We start from the raw sequence: 17,371 nt of genomic DNA, 5'->3' as shown, positions 1-17,371 counted from the left end.
AGTCAAAATCATGGACGGTCGGCCGGGCTGTCGGTTTCGTTCCGAACGAGATCATCCAGGTCGAGGCGAAGCGCCGTCGCGATACTTTTGAAAACAGACAAACTTCCGTCCTTCTTGCCCGTTTCCAGCTCTGAAAGATACGCGGCGCTGATGCCGGCCATCTCCGCGAGTTTTTTCGCCGACAGACCTCGGTGCTCGCGCCAGACCCTGATGGGATTTTCACCGTCGATCAATCGGCTGACAATCTCCAACGGGATCAGTTCTTCCTCACCGCGCGCAAGCTTTTCATGAAAAACGCGAACCGTTTCCGCATCTGCGAGGTCTTCCGCCAACTCGGCCTGCCTCACAAGATCCTCATAGTCCTGCTTGCTTAACAACACCAATTCTTCGCCATTTGGCGTTTTGAAGGATACAGCCGAGTTCATGCTACATACCTTTATAAACGTCCCCGCGCGGGGCGATTTTCACCACATCGATAACAACGCCTGCCTCGCTGAAGATCACGCGCCAATCGCCAACCCTCAATCGCAGATAGTCCGAGCCTTGCAGCCTCTTCACGTTGTTCGCCATTGATGCCGGATCAACTGAATATTGTTGCAGTTTGTTCGTTATCCGCGTTGCGTCGGCTTGGGGCATGCGATGCAACGCCGTCGCCGCCTGCTTGCTCAGAACAATTTTCCTCATGAAAACTACGGCCTTTTAAACCCGACAGCAAGGAAAATTAGCTCTCAGCAAATTCCTATCCTCACCACCGCCTCTCCTTCCTCATCGCCTCGATCTCGCGGACAGCCTTTTCCCTCTGACGTTCGCGGCGGATGATGTCGGCCACAGCGGCATCGTCGGATTTGTCGGTGTAGCGGAATTCGCTATCGGCGTAGCGGTTGATTTCCTGCATGACCATATCGAGCGTGACCGGTCCGCGCAGTTCCTCGATCATTGCTTTTTTCTCGTCGTAGGATCTGTGCATGAAGGCTCCCGGCGCGGCGAACCAGTCGTCGGGCAAGTCCACATCCATCGCCCGCATCTTGATCGCGTCGGTAATGTTCCTGATCGCCCGGCCGGTGAAGCGCGGTTCTGCTTCCTTGATCATGTGCAGGTAGGAACCGACATCGGCGAGCGTCTCGATCTTGCCCTCTTCCTTCTCGAACCGTTCCCAGACGGCAACGAGGCCTTCCTCCTTCGGTCGGGAATGGGCTTCGTAGGATTGCGAAACGGCTTGCCTGATTTCCTGCCCCGCAAACAGCTGATGCTCGCCGAGCGGAATCTGGTGGTTCTTGCCGACCAGAAGCGCAAAAATGTCGATGTAATCACCTTCCGACTGCGGCCCGTCGACAAGCCAGCGGGCACCGGCGCGCTGGCGCAGCGCATCGTCGACGTTTTCCGGATAGTTGGAGAACATGCCGAACGCGCAGTTGCCACGGATCACTGTCGAGGCGCCGGCGAAGCTTTCCATCAGCACTGCCGTCACTTCGTGCTGGCCGGCCGATGCCCGATCGTCCGAACGCTTGGCCGCCACCTGATCAACATCGTCGATGGTGCCGAAGCCGATGGCGCGCGGGTTGATGACGTTGCTGACGAATTCCTTGCAGTTCTGCCCGGACTTGCCCTGGTAGGAGGAAATCTGGTCGACGCCGAAATTCTCGTAGTGCATGGCGTATCCGGCGATCTCGCAGTAATCGTTGAGCATCCCGGCAAGCATCTGGATCAGGATCGTCTTGCCCGTGCCGGGCATGCCGTCGCCGATGAACGTGAAGAGGAAGCCGCCGAGCTCGACGAAGGGGTTCATCTGCCGGTCGAAATCATAGGCCATCAGCATCTTGGCAAGCTTCAGCGCCTGGTACTTGGCAATATGGTTGCCGATGATCTCTTCCGGCTTCTTGAAGGTCATCACCAACGGCTTTCGCCTGGCGCCGGGCGCAACGTCGAAGCCGTTCAGGGTGAAATCGTCCTGATCGAGCCGGATATGGACGTTTTCGAAGCTTGAAAGCCCGGTGAACCGCGCCTTGCGGCCGATCAGACCTTCGATCGCAACCCTTGCAAAAACCCTCGCCCGGCTGGTCAGCGCCGCATCGTCCGGCGCTCCGGCGATCGTCCTATCGAGGGCCGAGATCATGCTTTTTAGCGCATCCTGCGGGGTATCGAACAGGAAATCGGGCTCCGATCCGTCCTCGGCAGGTTCGCCCTCACCGGCCAAGGTCGCCCCGAGATAGGCAGCGAAGGTGAAGGCTGCAATATAGGCGGAGGCAGACAGAAGCGCCTTGAAATGATTGGCATCATCTCCGGACAGCGGTGCCGTGGCATTGCGCGACTGCAAGCTTTCCAGATTGGTCTGCCGGGCAAAGACATCGGCAACGGCGAGCGCCACCTGCAAACCGCGCCGCGAGCGATAGAGCAGCGCGTGCTGGCCGGGCGACATCAGGGGATCGCCAGCGCGGACCGACTGGATGGTTTTGGAGAGCTCCACCTCACGGGTGCGGCGCTGTCCACCGGTCGAGACGGTGGACACGAAGCGGCGGCCGGTGCCGGCGAGCGCCGCGCCGGCGGACGGACCATCTGCCTCAAGGATGATAACCTTTGTCACCAGCCCTTGCGCCACCGCCTGATGCTTGGCGATGTCGTCTTCGTGTAATGTCGTCAAGCCCGCGTTCAGTGACATTGCCTCACACCTCGCTGATGACCTGGTTTCCGGAAATCACATGCACCTTGTAGTCGCCGAAAATCTCTGCCGCATCACCACCGGCGTAGAGAGCCTGATAGGCATCGTGCGGGACCAGCGCATGTTTCTCATAGGAACTCACGCCCATGCGCGTCGCTTCGAGATTATCGGTATCGATATGGAATTCTTCCGCTGCCGGCGTCGACGACCAGAAGCCGCGCTGCGCTGGCCGCTCGGCCTTGGAAAAGACCTCCTGCACCGTCCAGGTCAGAAGCCAGGCATTTTCCTGTTTGCGAACCTTGGAGAGTATCTCGTTGATCTTGGCATTGTTCTCGGTGATCCCCGCCGAATAGAATGGCCCGAGCACGATGCGGCGCAGCTGCTTCGGATGAAGTTCGGGAAAATCCTTGTCGAGATTGGTGGCAATCGTCACCGGCGTCAGCGAATAGGCGCTGTTCTTCAAGGCGAAATCATCGAAGCGGCTGGCCAGTTCCGGATTGAGCAGACCGCCGACCGGCAGGGGAATGTCCACCTCAGGATTGAGTTTGCCGTCCTCCGTCACCAGCATGCCGACGATTTTTTCCGACGAATCCTCGATCATCGCCATATAGACCATCGGCAGGGTGCTCGAGCCATCAAAAGCCCCCCAGCAGGCGACGTAATAGGGCCGCATCGTCTTCGGATTGACAGCAACGCGGATCGTCTCGGGCATGATGAAGGGCGAGAAGATATCGCCTTTGCCGATCTGTTCGAGATAGAGCCGCTCGGCCATGCGTGATTGCAGCGCGGCCGGAAACGCCTTGTGGCGAAGGATGAAGTCGGCCATTTCCTGTCGCAGCGCATCGGCTTGCGGAATGCCCGACAGCCGCTTTTCGGCCGTTTGCCGGTCGTTTTCCAGCTCCAGCACGTTCTGGAACACCGGAAAGCCGCTTTCGGCGCGGGAAATGCGGAACTGTTCGATGAAGCCGATCCGATTTTCCCAGCAGGAGAAGGATGCCTTCAGCCGCGCAAGATAGGGCACGACCACTTCGCCGACCACCGAATTGCGGTAAAGCGGCGAATTGCGATCGCCGAGAAAGATCTCAAGACCGCCGAGCGCAGCCCGAATGGATGCGAAATACTGGCCGACCGGGCCTTCGGTTGCGGCGTTCATGCTGCAATACCCCGCGGCAACGCCCTGTATGGCAAGCGCGGCCCCTCATCCGGCCTGTCGGCCACCTTCTCCCCGTGAACGGGGAGAAGAGACAAGCGGCAAACTCCGTAGTCCCCTCTCCCCGCTTGCGGGGAGAGGGTTAGGGTGAGGGGCTTTGTGACACGGCCGTTGGCGAGCATACTCAGAACTACTGCTTCACGTAATTCGCCGAATTGTGCTTGTCCATGACGGCCTGGAACCGCCGGGCAAAGGCGTCGTCCGCGAGTTTCTTGCGGCGCTGGATGTCCTGCGTCGAGAGCATGTTCTTCTCGTGCATTTCCAGGAGATCGCCGATGTGGCGTTGCGCCGCCGAGCCGATGCCGGCCATGGTCTCTTCGGCCGCGGTATCGACCTGGCTGCCGAGCGTGTTGATCTTGTGGGCGACGTCCTGCTGCGCGGCCGTCTTCAACGAATCCTCAAGCGCCTTGTAGAGCACGATGCGCTGCTCGGTATCGATCGTCAGCTTGTTGATCAGCGTGTTCTGCGCGGCAATCTGGTTGTTGAGCGAATCGACGAAGGTCTGGAACATCGAGGTATAGCGCTCGAGCGTCTGGCTTTCGGCCAGGAGTTCCTGCTCCTTGGCCTGCTTCTCGTTGTATTCAGTGGCCAGTACGGAGCGCTCGCCTTCGAGCTGGGTGCGGGACATCTGGTCTGTTGAGGCGGCGATCTTGTTTTCGATGTCCATCAACAGCGGGTTGAGTTCCTCGATCCGCTTCTGCGTCTCCTGCAGGTTCGTCATCGTCCCCTTGCGCCGCTCTATCACCTGGACGAGACTGGCCTCGGAGGTCTTGTAGCGGGTCTCGAGAACGCTTTTCTGTTCCTTCAGAATGCCGACGATGGTGTCGGATTTGGCGAGCAGTTCCTGCAGATTACCGGCAAGCGACATGTTGCGCACGCGGTCCGTGCGCATGCGCTGCGCGCTCTGCTTGGAGAAGATGCCGATGAACTTCTCATACCCCGTGTAGCTCTTCATGCTCTCGAATTCGGCGCCGAAAACGTTGGTCGCGTCTTCCAGTCCGATGATGAGGTCGGCGATATTGCCTTCCATCACCTTCTGCTGGTTGATGACATCCTGGATACGAGCATTCTCGATGTCGAAATTCGCATCGCCCAATTTGGTGTCGGACTTGGCGAACTGGTCGAGCACGACTGCGGACTGGTTCATCTTGCCGCGCATCTGTTCGACGATGCCGCGTGTTTTCTCGATCTCGCTCTCAAAATTCTGAAGTGTCGCCATCGTTTCCCCCTCTTGCTTCGGTGCAGACGCGCCGCGCAGGTCAATTATTCGGTCGTGACATCCATTTATATAATGGGAGCAGCGATTTGAAGCACAAGTGCCCAGCCGCCGATTTTCAATCCCCTTGTCGGCAACCTGCCTGCCGGAAACGCCCTACTTGGTAGCCGTGGTCTTTAAATAGGCAATGACGTTTTCGATGTCCTGAGCCTTTTTCAGGCCGGGAAAGGACATCTTCGTACCCGTCACCATCGCTTTCGGGCTGAGAAGATATTCGGCAAGCAGATTTTCGTCCCACACTTTGCCGTCCGCGCCGAAGGCCTTCATGGCATCGGAATAGCCATAGCCGGCAAAGGTCGCGACAGACCGACCGACAACGCCCATCAGGCTCGGCCCGACCCGGTTCGCCGGCTCCGACGCGGCATGGCAGGCGCCGCACTTCTTGAACACCTGCGCCCCCGCTTCCGCGTCGCCGCCGGCATGGGCGAGGCCCGCCCAAAGACAGAGACAGGCACTGATCAGGACAAGACGCAGCGGCATCGGTGGTTTTCTCCGGAGAACGAAGCCGCCATTATCGCACGGCGTGACTGCCCTGCGATAGCCCGTCAGCCTTCGTTCATCACGTCTTCCCAGTGGCGACGGCAGTAGACGACGTATTTCTCATTGCCGCCGACATCGACCTGTGCACCTTCGCGCACGACATTGCCCTTTGCGTCGAGCCGCGCCACCATCGTTGCCTTGCGGCCGCAATGGCAGATCGTACGGACTTCCCTCATCTCGTCGGCGATGGCGAGCAGCGCCATCGAACCCGGAAAGAGCTTGCCCTGGAAATCCGTGCGCAATCCATAGGCCATGACCGGAATGCCGATGCGGTCGGCGACGCGCGCCAGTTGCCAGACCTGGTCCTCGCCGAGAAACTGCGCCTCGTCGACGAACACGCAGGCAATCGTTTCTTCGGCATGCAGGCGTTCGACCAATGCATGGAGATCGTCGTCATGGGTGAAGGAAATGCCGTCCTCGCTCAACCCGATGCGCGAGGATACCCGGCCCGTGCCAGCCCGGTCATCGAAGGCGGCGATCAGAATGACCGTGCGCATGCCGCGTTCGCGATAGTTGTAGGACGCCTGCAGGAGCATCGTCGATTTTCCGGCGTTCATGGTGGCGTAGCTGAAATACAGTTTTGCCATGGCGTCCTCTTCTGTATGCTGTCGACCGTTCATGAACAGACCGGGCGAGGAAGGCTAGAGCGCGAGCGCAGAAACCACAGAAAATCGACACTTCCCGGCAGAACGCGGACAATGCGACATCTTACGTCGTTTTACGCGGGCTGTCTGGCGAATGTCCCAATAAACTCAAAGGTAACACCAAGGCGCTTGAACTGGCGAACATTTGGTGATTGGCTACAATCATAAGACGCAGGGGAACAGATACGATGACCAGATTGACACTGAAATTCATGCTGACCGCGGCCGTATCGCTGGCTGCGCTGACTGCGAACGCTTATGCGGCCGAACCGGAAAGCTGTGGCACCGTCCGCTTTTCCGATGTCGGCTGGACCGACATCACCGCGACGACGGCCACCGTCAGCACGATCCTCAAGGGCCTCGGCTATGAGACGGACATCAAGGTCCTTTCCGTTCCCGTCACCTACCAATCGCTGAAGAACAAGGACATCGACATCTTCCTCGGCAACTGGATGCCGACCCAGGAAAACGACGTTCGCCCCTTCCTCGACGACAAGTCGGTCGAATCCTTCGGCCCCAACCTCGAGGGCGCCAAGTACACGCTGGCGACCAATGCCAAGGGTGCAGAGCTCGGCATCAAGGATTTCAAGGATATCGCAGCTCAAAAGGACGAGCTCGATGGCAAGATCTACGGTATCGAGCCGGGCAATGACGGCAACCGCCTGATCATCGACATGGTCGACAAGGATACCTTCGGTCTCAAGGGCTTCGAGGTGGTCGAATCCTCCGAACAGGGCATGCTGGCGCAGGTCGCCCGCGCCGAAAAGGACGGTGAACCGGTCGTCTTCCTCGGCTGGGAACCGCATCCGATGAACGCCAACTTCAAGCTCACCTACCTGTCGGGCGGTGACGATATCTTCGGCCCGAACTTCGGCGGCGCAACCGTGTTCACCAACGTGCGCGCGGGCTACACCACCGAATGCCCGAATGTCGGCAAGCTGATCACCAATCTGAAGTTCTCGCTTCCGATGGAAAACGAGATCATGGGCAAGATCCTGAACGACGGCAAGGAGCCGGACGTGGCCGCGACGGAATGGATCAAGGCCAATCCGGCCGCCATCGAACCGTGGCTTGCCGGCGTCACCACCAAGGACGGTGCGGAAGGATTGCCGGCCGTGAAAACAGCCCTCGGTCTCTGACCGGCGGAGACAGGGCGGGGACGATCTCCCCGCCTTTTTGAACCGATTTCCGCTTCGTTTTTCCGGTATGGGATGTTTCCGTGGATTTTTTGACCGAATATCGTGTTCCGATCGGCACAGGGGCAAAGACCTTCGTCGATTGGCTCACCACCAATTTCGAACTGTTCTTCGATCAGCTCGCAAACTTCCTGTCGGGCGTCGTGGCTGTCCTCCTATTCATCCTGCAGACGCCGCATGCGCTGATCGTCGTTGCGGTCGTCACTGCGTTGTCCTGGTGGCTGCGCCGGTCGATCGGCATCACGCTGTTTACCTTTCTCGGATTGCTCCTGATCATTAATCAGGGCTATTGGAAGGAAACGACGGAGACGCTGGCACTCGTGCTCGCCGCCAGCTTCGTCAGCATGGCCGTCGGCATTCCGCTCGGCATCGCCGCGGCGCGCAAACCGGTGTTCTATGCCTTCATGCGCCCTGTCCTCGACCTGATGCAGACCATCCCGACCTTCGTCTACCTCATCCCGGCGCTGATCCTCTTTGGTCTCGGCATGGTACCGGGCCTGATCGCAACGGTGATCTTCGCCATTCCCGCGCCGATCCGCCTGACCCGCCTCGGCATTATCTCGACGCCGCCCTCCCTTGTGGAAGCCGCCGTTTCCTTCGGCGCAACGCCGTCGCAGGTCCTGCGCAAGATCGAAATTCCGTTTGCCATGCCGCAGATCATGGCTGGCCTCACCCAGACGATCATGCTGTCTCTGTCGATGGTGGTCATCGCGGCCCTCGTTGGCGCCAATGGCCTTGGCGTGCCGGTGTTGCGCGCGCTGAATACGGTAAACGTCGCCAAGGGCTTTGAAGCCGGGCTTTGCATCGTCATTCTCGCCATTATTCTCGACCGCCTGTTCCGCTCGTCCGATGAAGGAGAAGGCGCATGACCGAAGCTGTCGTTTTCAAGAATGTCGACATCATCTTCGGCAACAAGCCCGAAGCGGCCATCGCCATGGTCGATCAGGGTAAGACCCGCGATGAAATCGGCGCCGCCACCGGGCTGGTGCTCGGTGTCGCCGATGCCTCGCTGACGATCACCGAGGGCGAAATCCTGGTGTTGATGGGGCTGTCCGGATCGGGCAAGTCCACCCTTTTGCGTGCCGTCAACGGTCTCGCGCCGGTGGTCCGCGGCGAAGTGCAGGTGAAGACCGGGCACGGAATGATCAACCCCTACAAGACCAGTGCAAAAGCGCTGCGTGACTTCCGCATGCACGATGTCTCGATGGTGTTCCAGCAGTTCGCATTGCTGCCATGGCGCACGGTGGAGGACAATGTCGGCTTCGGGCTGGAACTCGCCGGCGTGCCGGACAAGGAACGCAAGGACCGTGTTGCCGAACAGCTGGAACTGGTCAACCTGACGAAATGGGCGGGCCGGCAGGTCAAGGAACTGTCCGGCGGCATGCAGCAGCGCGTCGGACTTGCCCGCGCCTTTGCGACCGGCGCGCCCATCCTGCTGATGGACGAGCCCTTCTCGGCGCTCGATCCACTGATCCGCACCCGCTTGCAGGACGAACTGCTGGAATTCCAGCGCCGGCTGAAGAAGACCATCCTCTTCGTCAGCCACGACCTCGACGAAGCCTTCCGGATCGGCAACCGCATCGCCATCATGGAAGGCGGCCGCATCATCCAGTGCGGCACGCCGCAGGAGATCGTCAAGAACCCGGCCAATCAGTATGTCGCCGACTTCGTCCAGCACATGAACCCGATCACCATGCTGACGGCGATGGACGTGATGCAACAGGGCCTCAACCGCGCCGATGGCGCTGCCGGCGTGACGGCGACCGCCAAGCCGACAACGCCGCTGATCGACATTCTCGACGCGATGTCGCGCCAGCCGGGCAGCATCGGCGTTGTCGACAATGGCGCCGTCGTCGGCACCATCAATGCCCAGAACGTCGTGGAAGGCTTGACCCGGCATCGCAACAGAAGTTGACCGGGCCGGCCCGAATGCCAGTATATAGGACGCCCGGGGCCGCTGTCTCCGGGCGTTTGGCATTCAAGACATGGGACAATTCCGATGGCCGAAAAACCTTCCGTGCTGCGCGAAACCGACGACGAGGCGCGCAAGCTTGCCCGCATCCTGCTGCGCTCCGCCCGCAGCGCCGCCCTCGCCGTCGTCGAGCCGGAAAGCAACGGTTTTCCCTTCGTCAGCCGCGTGCTTGTTGGCATCGACACGGACGGAACGCCGGTCATCCTTGTGTCTGCTCTATCGACTCATACACAGGCCCTGTCGGCCGACAGCCGCTGCTCGCTGCTCACCGGCGAAATCGGCAAGGGCGATCCCCTCGCGCATCCCCGTCTGACCGTTCAGTGCGAAGCGGAGAAAGTCGAACGGGACGGCGCCGCGCATGCCCGTATTCGTGCACGATTCGTCCGCCGCCATCCGAAATCGGAACTCTACATCGACTTTCCGGACTTTGCCTTTTTCAGGTTGCGGCCAGTTGAAGCCAGCCTCAATGGCGGCTTTGGCCGGGCCTATGCGCTTGATGGCAAAGACCTGTCCATTCGCTCGCCGGCAATCGACGACCTCGCAGCGATGGAAGAGGGGGCAATCGAGCATATGAACAGCGACCATCCCGACGCGGCGAGCCGCTATGCGCAGGTCTATTGCAAGGCCGAAGGCACGGACTGGCGAATCTGCGGCCTCGATGCCGCTGGGGTCGATCTTGCCTCGGGCGACCAATTAAGGAGACTGGAATACGATGCACCATTGCAATCCGCGCGCGAACTGCGCATGATGCTGGTGAAACTATGTGGTTAACTTTGCCCTGCCTACCCCGATTTCTTGCAGTAGGAGGTTGTGCTTTTATTCATCACGTCTAATTATTGCATATTCACAATCATAACCAAGCGTGATGTGAACCTCGCACGGAGTATGGAATGCAAACGATCTCTCCCCAGAAACACGGCAAGGCTGAAATAGCTGCGGAGTTTCTGTCGGCCATGGCAAACCCCAAGCGTCTGCTGATTCTGCGTTCACTGGTGAACCAGGAAATGGCAGTCGGCGCGTTGGCAAACCAGGTCGGCCTCAGCCAATCTGCCCTGTCGCAACATCTCTCGAAATTGCGTGCCCAGAATCTCGTGACCACCCGTCGCGATGCGCAGACGATCTACTATTCAAGCTCTTCGGATGCTGTCCTGAAAGTGTTGAAAACACTGACGGAAATCTATGGCGAAGAAACCGCCCCGGCCGAAAGGGCCGCGCAGCGTCGTACCGCCTGATACGGACGGGGACCGGCCGCCCGCCGGTCCCCGTTTTTACCAGCCTCTTTGCCGTGTCCTTCGAATTTTCGCCACATTGGATCGCCGATTTTATCAATGCGGCATCCCCGATCTGGGTGAAAAATCCTTACATTTCCGCGGGGAATCCGCTGACCCGTCGCACCTGACCCTGCGTATCCAAACGCGGCAGGCATGACCGTAACTTCAGCCGAGGCGGCGACAATTGCCCTTGCTCTGCCGTCCGCTCCCCGAATCAAATCCTGCATCGCACGACCAGGTTGCGCGGGGCTTTCCGTATCGCTGTCGATATCCCCTATGCCGATGTTTACGCGCTTTTGACACTTTGCCGTGCAGGATCGCCGTCATGAACACCACCGCCAATAACCGGCAGCCGCCGTCGATCGTCAGATGGGCCGTACTCGGGACCGGCACCATCGCCTCCACCTTTGCCGAAGACATCCGTTGGGCCGGCAATGCCGAGCTTGTTGCCGTATGCTCGCAGACGGCAGAAGCGGCCGCTGCATTCTCACAGCGCTTCGGCGGGCTTCGGATGCTAACCAGCATCGAGGCTTTGGCAGCCGACGCCGAAATTGATGCCGTCTATCTGGCGACGCCGAACACCGCCCATTTCAAACATGCGCAATCGCTGTTGCGCGCTAAAGTACCTGTCCTTGTCGAAAAGCCATTGGTGACGACCGCGGCTGAGGCGCGGCACCTGGCCCAACTGGCCAGGGAAACGAACACATTCGCGATGGAGGCTCTCTGGACCGTGTTCCTGCCGGCAGTCAACCGGGTGCGCAACCTGATTGCCGTCAACGCAATCGGTACTGTCACGGGCGTTCGAGCAGAACTCGGCTATGTCAAAGCCTTCGACCGGGACAGCCGCTTCTTCTCGAAAGCGCTCGGTGGCGGCTCGCTTCTTGATCTCGGGGTCTATCCCATCGGGCTGACGCTCGCGCTGTTCGGTTTTCCGCAGGCGGTGAGCGGGCGATGGCGCGCCGCGCCCACGGGCGTCGACATGTCAGCGGCGATCAGGATGAAGTATCCCGGTTTCGATGCTACACTCTCCTGTGCATTCGATCGTAATGGCAGCAATCGTTTCATCATCGAAGGCGACAAGGCAAGCCTCGCGATCAACGAGCCGTTCCTGCAGGCAAGCCGTATCATTGTCACGAGAAATCCTCTTGCGCGTCACCTGGCGATCCCGCTTGGCTCCGGACGCCTCTCGCGCCTGATCGGCAAGGCTGGACGCAGGCTGCCCCTGCCCGGGCTGACGATCCATGAGCATGGCTTTCCCGGTCGTGGGCTGCAGTTCGAGATCGAAGCGGCAAGCAGGGCCATCCTCGAGGGAAAATGCGAGCAGCAGCTGATGCCGCTTGGCGCCAGCATTGCTGCGCTGGAAATCATCGAAACCGTATTGGCTCAGCCTGCGTCATAACCGCCAGGCGTGTGATCCCGTTTGCCGGCATTCAGCGCCAGCACGATATCCGTCAGGTGCAGCGCGGTCTCGCCCGAAAAGAATGGTTTGGTGTTTTGCCTTATCGCGTCCGCCTGGGCCGCGATGCCGCGCACGAAATCGATCTGCGAGGGATAGGCCGGCAGGGCGTTTTTCTCGGCAGGACGCGGGTAGGCGACCGGTTTTCCGGCGGTCAGCCGAAACGCAAATTTCCGCTGGAACTGCCATTCCAGGCGCTCGATCGCCCGATGCAACAGCGGCTTCCTGGCACCCGGCAACTCGACATGGATCGGCGAGCGGTTATCCCAGAGGTCGCGGACCACGAGGGTCCCCTTGTCCCCGACGATCGTCAGCGACCGGTCGCGCGGCGCGGCAAGTCCGCTGGTCAGGCGGGCGACGAGGCCCGAGCGGAATGTCAGGCAACCGACGGAAAAATCCGGCCCGAGCGCCAGATGTCCGGTGCCTGGCCCCTTGTCAGGAAAAGTCAACGCCGAGAATGCCGCGACATGCGCCACGGGACCGAACAGCAAGACGAGCCAGCTCGTCGCATAGCCCGCATGCTCCAGCGTGCAGCCGATTTCGAATTCGTGTACCGCCGGCCATTTCGCGCCGGAGCGGCTTCGCCACTCCTGCCACTTGTCCAGGAAGACCGGCCCATCCTCCATTTCCGCATAGGCGAGGCGCGGCGTGCCGATGACACCCGTGCTGAGGATTTCTGCGCAATGGGCCTGCGCATCGCTGAGCGCATTGGCAGGCGCGCCCGCCAGCACCAGTCCCCTTTCGTGTGCCAGTTCGACCAGTTCCCGCGCCTCGTCCACCGTCATTGCCAAGGGTTTTTCGCAATAGACGTGCTTACCGGCGAGCAATGCCGCCTTGTTAACGGCATGATGACTCTCTGGTGGCGTCAGGTTGACGATGATGGCAACGGCGGGATCCGACAGCAGCTCCGTCTCGGACGTATAGGCGCGGACTTTCCAATACCCACAGAACTGCTGCAGCCGCGCAGCGTCAATGTCCCAGACGCCCGTCAGCCGCAACTGCGGATGGTTTGCCAGCGTGGTCATATAGTAGTCGGCGACGAAACCGGTGCCGATGAAGGCGATGCCTGTCTGTCCGCTCATCGCGCATCCGCCAGGAAAGAAGCAATATAGACCAGCGGCGCATTCCAGTTGATAGCCATTTCATTGGTCCCCCAGGCCATGATGTCATCGACATAGCACGTCTGCGGCAGGCACCCCTCAAGCCCCGCTTTCGATACATCATCGACCAGCGTAGAGTTCGGCCCGCCCGCCAAAGTGCCGACCGGCGGATTGGGCAGCGTGTCATCGACCTGATGGGCATACCAGCGGCTATGCTGGTTCTTGGCAAAGACGCCGCCATAACCCGTGACATAAGACATGTTCATCGCATTCCGCCCGAAGATGTAATCCATGCTCTCGCGCACGCCATTGAGGAAAGGCTTTTCGCCCGTCAGGTCGTATCCCGCCGAGACGACGATCATGTTTTGCAGGATCAACTGGTTGGATCCCCAGTCATAGCGGTTGTTGGCCGGCCGGTAGATCTGCCCGAAGGGCTCATTCTTCTGCAGGCCGATGAAATTTCTGGCAGCGGCGACGACAGAGGCGCGGATCATCGCCTTGTCCTCCTCGGGCAACCTGTCGCCATAGAGCGCCAGGTCGAGACGGCCAAGGCCGGCAACACTGCGCCAGTTGAATGCGCCAACGGCAGGAAAGACAGGGCCCGCCCAATAGGCAGAGGTTTTCAGCGCAGAGAGATACATGGTCTTCCCGGTGGTCAGGTAGAGCTCGGCTGCAGCCCAATAGGTCTCGTCGGCAATATCGGTGTCCTCATAATCGCCACCGCCCTGCAGGCCATCCGACGTCGGCGCATAGAGCACCGGATTGGCAGCCGCGGCGAGCCAGGCCTTTTTCGCCGCGGCAAGCAGCGTTTCGGAGAACGCCTCGTCATAGGGCGCAAACAGCCGCGCGCCCTGCGCCGCCGCTGCCGCGAGATTGAGCGTCGCGGCCGTTGAGGGGCGATGCAATGCTCGCTCTTCCGGATCAAGATGCGGCAGCATCGGCACGTCGGTCCACTTCGTGTCATGGACTTTGTGATGCACCATGCCGGCCAAGGGCTGACCGTCGGGCACCATCATCTTCATCAGGAATTCGAGTTCCCAGCGCGCCTCGTCGAGAATATCGGGAACACCGTTGCCGTTTTCGGGAATGCGCGACAGGCTGTCACTGAGCACCGGCGATGCCCCCTTGCCGTAGACCAGGCCGCGTTCGAACGTGCCGAGAAGCTGCGCAGCCGCGATGCCGCCATTGACCACGTATTTGCCCTGGTCACCGGCATCGTACCAGCCGCCGGAGACGTCGAGCGAATAGTCACAGGTCCAATCTTCGCCGTAGAGGTCCACCGCGACCTTGCCGGTCAGGCACGCCACCCGGGTATCGCCCCTGTTGGGGCTTTCCTGGATGTGTCCGGCCGGCCGGGCATAGGCCCCTCCGACAATTTCGCCCCTGATCTCGATGCCGCTGCGCTGCGGATAAAACCAGGACAGCGCATCGACGCGCAATTTGCCATAGACGTCGCGGCCGATGGAAAAAGAGTGGCTCGTCTTGCCGCCGGCAACCACGCGGTACCCTTCGCCGGCCATTGTGAAGGCGGAAAAATCGGCAATCTGCGTATCTGCTCCGACCGTTTCATCGAAACCGGCAGGGGCCGTCATGCCCTCTCCGACCACCACGCCCCGAGCATCCTCAAGCTTGAAGGCCAGCGGCTTGGTGGCATTCGACAGGATTGTTGCCCGCTTCGGCCCATCAAGGAAATAGCCGGCCTGGTTGACGAGTGCCGGCAGGCCGCGCGTCGCGCTTTTCATGGCCGCCACGGCTTCCTCGGGCTTGGCTTCCCTAATCGTTACATCATCGAGGCACAGCCGCCATGGTTTTTCGGCGCCACCCAGATGGAAAATAATCTGGGCGGGTTCTGCTTCTGTCGCCCTGAAGACCTTCAAAAACCCTTCTTGCCCGTCTATGGTCTCGGCATCGAACGCCGCCTGTACCGTCCACGGCTCGGCATTGCGCTGGATCACGACCTGGATAATACGCTCCTCCTTGCCGTCGAGCGTCATCTTCAGCCGATAGGACGTGCCCGCAGCAAATTGCAGATCGTTGACGCCGAGCAAGCGGTCCCATGGCTTGCCGCCGGCCTCGATATCGGCGCATAATTCTCCGCGTTGGCGCGACAGCGCGACGCCACCGGCCGCCCAGAAGCCGTCCTCGCCCTTGTCAAAGGCGCCATCGGCAATCATGCCGGCTGCCCGCGCCTGTGCGGAAAGAAAAACGAGAAGCGCGAGCGCCAGACCGGCCTGAAGTTTTGGCAAAGACTTCCATCCTGAGCCCAAGTTTCGGAAACGCGGCGCCACTCTCCTGCAAACAGGTTAAACTTCGGAAAAGACAGGATCGCAAACGCGGTTTCATAACGTTTTCAGACTGCGTTTTTTCGTCAGACTAAACCCTGCTTGACCGTATCGGCCAAGGCTTGACGCTGGAAGGCGCGCTGATAGTTTGACCATCAGGTAAAGATTCCGCTTCATCCACCTGGATTTGGCCGCCAGACAAAAAGACGCCACGGAGAACACAATGTCGAACCGCCTTAACGCCACGCCCAACGATCTCAGCGCCTTCTGGATGCCATTCACGGCCAACCGGCAGTACAAGAAAGAGCCGCGCATGTTCGTCAAGGCGAAGGACATGCACTACACCACCCATGACGGACGCCAGGTGCTTGACGGCACCGCGGGCCTGTGGTGCGTCAACGCTGGACACTGTCGGCCGCTGATCACCGAGGCGATCCGCGAGCAGGCAGGCGAACTCGACTACGCGCCCGCCTTCCAGCTGGGCCATCCCAAGGCCTTCGAATTGGCGAACCGCCTGATCGACATCGCGCCCGATGGGATGGAACACGTGCTCTACACCAATTCTGGCTCGGAATCGGTGGAAACCGCGCTGAAGGTGGCGCTCGCCTATCACAAAGTGAAGGGCAATGGCTCGCGCACCCGCCTGATCGGCCGTGAACGCGGCTATCATGGTGTCAACTTCGGCGGCATTTCGGTCGGCGGCATCGTCGCCAACCGCAAGATGTTCGGCACGCTGCTGACCGGCGTCGACCATCTGCCGCACACCCACCTGCCGGAAAAGAACGCCTTTACCAAGGGCGAGCCGGAACACGGCGCCGATCTTGCCACCGAACTCGAACGCATCGTCGCGCTGCATGACGCTTCGACCATCGCCGCCGTCATCGTCGAGCCGGTCGCAGGCTCCACCGGCGTGCTGATCCCGCCGAAGGGCTATCTGCAGAAGCTGCGCGACATCTGCACCAAGCACGGCATCCTCCTGATCTTCGACGAAGTCATCACCGGTTATGGCCGTCTCGGCGCGCCATTCGCGGCGCAGTATTTCGATGTCAAGCCGGACATGATCGTCACGGCCAAGGGCCTGACCAATGGCGTCATTCCGATGGGCGCCGTGTTCGTCACCGCGGAAATCCACGATGCCTTCATGAGCGGCCCCGAACACATGATCGAGTTCTTCCACGGCTACACCTATTCCGGCAACCCGATCGCCTGCGCCGCCGCCCTCGGCACGCTCGACACCTACCGCGACGAAGGGCTGCTGACACGCGGCGCCGAACTCGCTTCCTACTGGGCCGACGCGCTGCATTCGCTGAAGGACTGCCCGCACGTCATCGACATCCGCAATATCGGCCTGATCGGCGCGATCGAGCTTCAGCCGATCGCCGGCGAGCCGACCAAGCGCGCCTTCTCGGCCTTCCTCAAGGCGTATGAAAGCGGCTACCTGATCCGCACCACCGGCGACATCATCGCGCTCTCGCCACCGCTGATCATTACGAAGGCGCAGATCGACGAGTTGATCGACGGCATCCGCAAGGTATTGCAGTCCAACATCTGACTGAACAATATTTAGTCATTTCTTATGTTGCGAACGGGCCGGAACGAACGTTTCGGCCCGTTTCTGTGCAACTACTGAATAAATCCTACGCACATTGTTTAAAATTCCACCTTGCGAAATTGTCTACCGGTTTCTAAACGCTAGATTATTGGAGTCTACCGATCCGCCAGAGACGGAAACCCAATGGGCTCAACTTGCTTTCGGCGGATCGGGCAT

General features: G+C 60.1%; 16 protein-coding genes. 7 read left to right on the top strand and 9 right to left on the bottom strand.

Features of this window, described 5'->3' with window-relative positions; genetic code table 11:
* Positions 1–8 precede the first annotated feature (8 nt).
* From ACSQ2W_RS13650 to ACSQ2W_RS13620, 7 genes are all read right to left on the bottom strand, one after another.
* Positions 9–425, bottom strand: coding sequence for a helix-turn-helix domain-containing protein (locus ACSQ2W_RS13650; protein WP_436086724.1), 417 nt, complete (start codon positions 423–425; stop codon positions 9–11).
* 1 nt (position 426) lies between these two features.
* Complete coding sequence (locus ACSQ2W_RS13645; RefSeq protein WP_436086723.1) at positions 427–684, bottom strand: type II toxin-antitoxin system RelE family toxin; 258 nt, start codon at positions 682–684, stop codon at positions 427–429.
* A 61-nt stretch (positions 685–745) separates the two neighbouring features.
* Positions 746–2,656 carry an AAA family ATPase gene (locus ACSQ2W_RS13640; protein WP_436086722.1) on the bottom strand — a complete coding sequence of 637 codons (1,911 nt, stop codon included), beginning with the start codon at positions 2,654–2,656 and terminating at the stop codon, positions 746–748.
* Between the two features lie 4 nt (positions 2,657–2,660).
* Positions 2,661–3,809, bottom strand: a complete 1,149-nt coding sequence (locus ACSQ2W_RS13635) for a hypothetical protein (protein WP_436086721.1) — start codon at positions 3,807–3,809, stop codon at positions 2,661–2,663.
* 187 nt (positions 3,810–3,996) lie between these two features.
* The gene (locus ACSQ2W_RS13630) at positions 3,997–5,085 is read right to left on the bottom strand and encodes a hypothetical protein (protein WP_436086720.1); all 1,089 of its coding nucleotides are present in this window, start codon (positions 5,083–5,085) and stop codon (positions 3,997–3,999) included.
* 153 nt (positions 5,086–5,238) lie between these two features.
* Positions 5,239–5,622 carry a c-type cytochrome gene (locus ACSQ2W_RS13625; protein WP_436086719.1) on the bottom strand — a complete coding sequence of 128 codons (384 nt, stop codon included), beginning with the start codon at positions 5,620–5,622 and terminating at the stop codon, positions 5,239–5,241.
* A 65-nt stretch (positions 5,623–5,687) separates the two neighbouring features.
* On the bottom strand, positions 5,688–6,269 hold the full coding sequence (locus tag ACSQ2W_RS13620; protein WP_436086718.1) for a thymidine kinase: 582 nt from the start codon (positions 6,267–6,269) through the stop codon (positions 5,688–5,690).
* A 269-nt stretch (positions 6,270–6,538) separates the two neighbouring features.
* Here ACSQ2W_RS13620 and ACSQ2W_RS13615 point away from each other — a divergent pair, with 269 nt between their 5' ends.
* From ACSQ2W_RS13615 to ACSQ2W_RS13590, 6 genes are all read left to right on the top strand, one after another.
* Complete coding sequence (locus ACSQ2W_RS13615) at positions 6,539–7,465, top strand: choline ABC transporter substrate-binding protein (protein WP_436087783.1); 927 nt, start codon at positions 6,539–6,541, stop codon at positions 7,463–7,465.
* 80 nt (positions 7,466–7,545) lie between these two features.
* A complete protein-coding gene (choW, locus tag ACSQ2W_RS13610) occupies positions 7,546–8,391 on the top strand; it encodes a choline ABC transporter permease subunit (protein WP_436086717.1) in 846 nt (281 codons plus the stop codon).
* Positions 8,388–9,437: a choline ABC transporter ATP-binding protein gene (gene choV / locus ACSQ2W_RS13605; protein WP_436086716.1), complete on the top strand. Its 1,050-nt coding sequence runs from the start codon at positions 8,388–8,390 to the stop codon at positions 9,435–9,437. The genes choW and choV overlap by 4 nt, the downstream gene beginning before the upstream one ends.
* An 84-nt stretch (positions 9,438–9,521) precedes the next feature.
* A complete protein-coding gene (locus ACSQ2W_RS13600; protein ID WP_436086715.1) occupies positions 9,522–10,265 on the top strand; it encodes a HugZ family protein in 744 nt (247 codons plus the stop codon).
* Between the two features lie 119 nt (positions 10,266–10,384).
* Entirely contained in the window at positions 10,385–10,726 is a 342-nt protein-coding gene (locus ACSQ2W_RS13595; protein ID WP_436086714.1) for an ArsR/SmtB family transcription factor, read from the top strand.
* A gap of 364 nt (positions 10,727–11,090) precedes the next feature.
* Positions 11,091–12,164 carry a Gfo/Idh/MocA family protein gene (locus tag ACSQ2W_RS13590; protein WP_436086713.1) on the top strand — a complete coding sequence of 358 codons (1,074 nt, stop codon included), beginning with the start codon at positions 11,091–11,093 and terminating at the stop codon, positions 12,162–12,164.
* Here the strand turns inward: ACSQ2W_RS13590 and ACSQ2W_RS13585 are convergent.
* Both ACSQ2W_RS13585 and ACSQ2W_RS13580 read right to left on the bottom strand, forming a co-directional pair.
* The gene (locus tag ACSQ2W_RS13585) at positions 12,149–13,303 is read right to left on the bottom strand and encodes a Gfo/Idh/MocA family protein (RefSeq protein WP_436086712.1); all 1,155 of its coding nucleotides are present in this window, start codon (positions 13,301–13,303) and stop codon (positions 12,149–12,151) included. The two genes, ACSQ2W_RS13590 and ACSQ2W_RS13585, sit on opposite strands and share 16 nt — an antisense overlap.
* Positions 13,300–15,567 (bottom strand): glycoside hydrolase family 9 protein, encoded by a 2,268-nt coding sequence (locus ACSQ2W_RS13580; RefSeq protein WP_436086711.1) that lies wholly within the window; start codon positions 15,565–15,567, stop codon positions 13,300–13,302. The genes ACSQ2W_RS13585 and ACSQ2W_RS13580 overlap by 4 nt, the downstream gene beginning before the upstream one ends.
* Positions 15,568–15,826: 259 nt before the next feature.
* On the opposite strand from ACSQ2W_RS13580, the gene ACSQ2W_RS13575 reads away from it, so the two are divergent.
* Entirely contained in the window at positions 15,827–17,155 is a 1,329-nt protein-coding gene (locus tag ACSQ2W_RS13575; protein ID WP_436086710.1) for an aspartate aminotransferase family protein, read from the top strand.
* Positions 17,156–17,371: the final 216 nt, after the last annotated feature.

The organism is Pararhizobium sp. LjRoot255, assembly GCF_964252905.1.
Lineage (GTDB): Bacteria > Pseudomonadota > Alphaproteobacteria > Rhizobiales > Rhizobiaceae > Pararhizobium.
The sequence above is the reverse complement of the archived record's forward strand: the minus strand, read 5'-3'. Positions and strand labels throughout refer to the sequence as shown.

Coding starts and splice junctions, on each gene's coding strand:
- ACSQ2W_RS13650 (WP_436086724.1), bottom strand. CDS start 425: ATGAACTCGGCTGTATCCTTCAAAACGCCAAATGGCGAAGAATTGGTG.
- ACSQ2W_RS13620 (WP_436086718.1), bottom strand. CDS start 6,269: ATGGCAAAACTGTATTTCAGCTACGCCACCATGAACGCCGGAAAATCG.
- ACSQ2W_RS13600 (WP_436086715.1), top strand. CDS start 9,522: ATGGCCGAAAAACCTTCCGTGCTGCGCGAAACCGACGACGAGGCGCGC.
- ACSQ2W_RS13625 (WP_436086719.1), bottom strand. CDS start 5,622: ATGCCGCTGCGTCTTGTCCTGATCAGTGCCTGTCTCTGTCTTTGGGCG.
- ACSQ2W_RS13645 (WP_436086723.1), bottom strand. CDS start 684: ATGAGGAAAATTGTTCTGAGCAAGCAGGCGGCGACGGCGTTGCATCGC.
- ACSQ2W_RS13630 (WP_436086720.1), bottom strand. CDS start 5,085: ATGGCGACACTTCAGAATTTTGAGAGCGAGATCGAGAAAACACGCGGC.
- ACSQ2W_RS13615 (WP_436087783.1), top strand. CDS start 6,539: ATGCTGACCGCGGCCGTATCGCTGGCTGCGCTGACTGCGAACGCTTAT.
- choV (WP_436086716.1), top strand. CDS start 8,388: ATGACCGAAGCTGTCGTTTTCAAGAATGTCGACATCATCTTCGGCAAC.
- ACSQ2W_RS13635 (WP_436086721.1), bottom strand. CDS start 3,809: ATGAACGCCGCAACCGAAGGCCCGGTCGGCCAGTATTTCGCATCCATT.
- ACSQ2W_RS13595 (WP_436086714.1), top strand. CDS start 10,385: ATGCAAACGATCTCTCCCCAGAAACACGGCAAGGCTGAAATAGCTGCG.
- ACSQ2W_RS13575 (WP_436086710.1), top strand. CDS start 15,827: ATGTCGAACCGCCTTAACGCCACGCCCAACGATCTCAGCGCCTTCTGG.
- ACSQ2W_RS13585 (WP_436086712.1), bottom strand. CDS start 13,303: ATGAGCGGACAGACAGGCATCGCCTTCATCGGCACCGGTTTCGTCGCC.
- ACSQ2W_RS13640 (WP_436086722.1), bottom strand. CDS start 2,656: ATGTCACTGAACGCGGGCTTGACGACATTACACGAAGACGACATCGCC.
- ACSQ2W_RS13590 (WP_436086713.1), top strand. CDS start 11,091: ATGAACACCACCGCCAATAACCGGCAGCCGCCGTCGATCGTCAGATGG.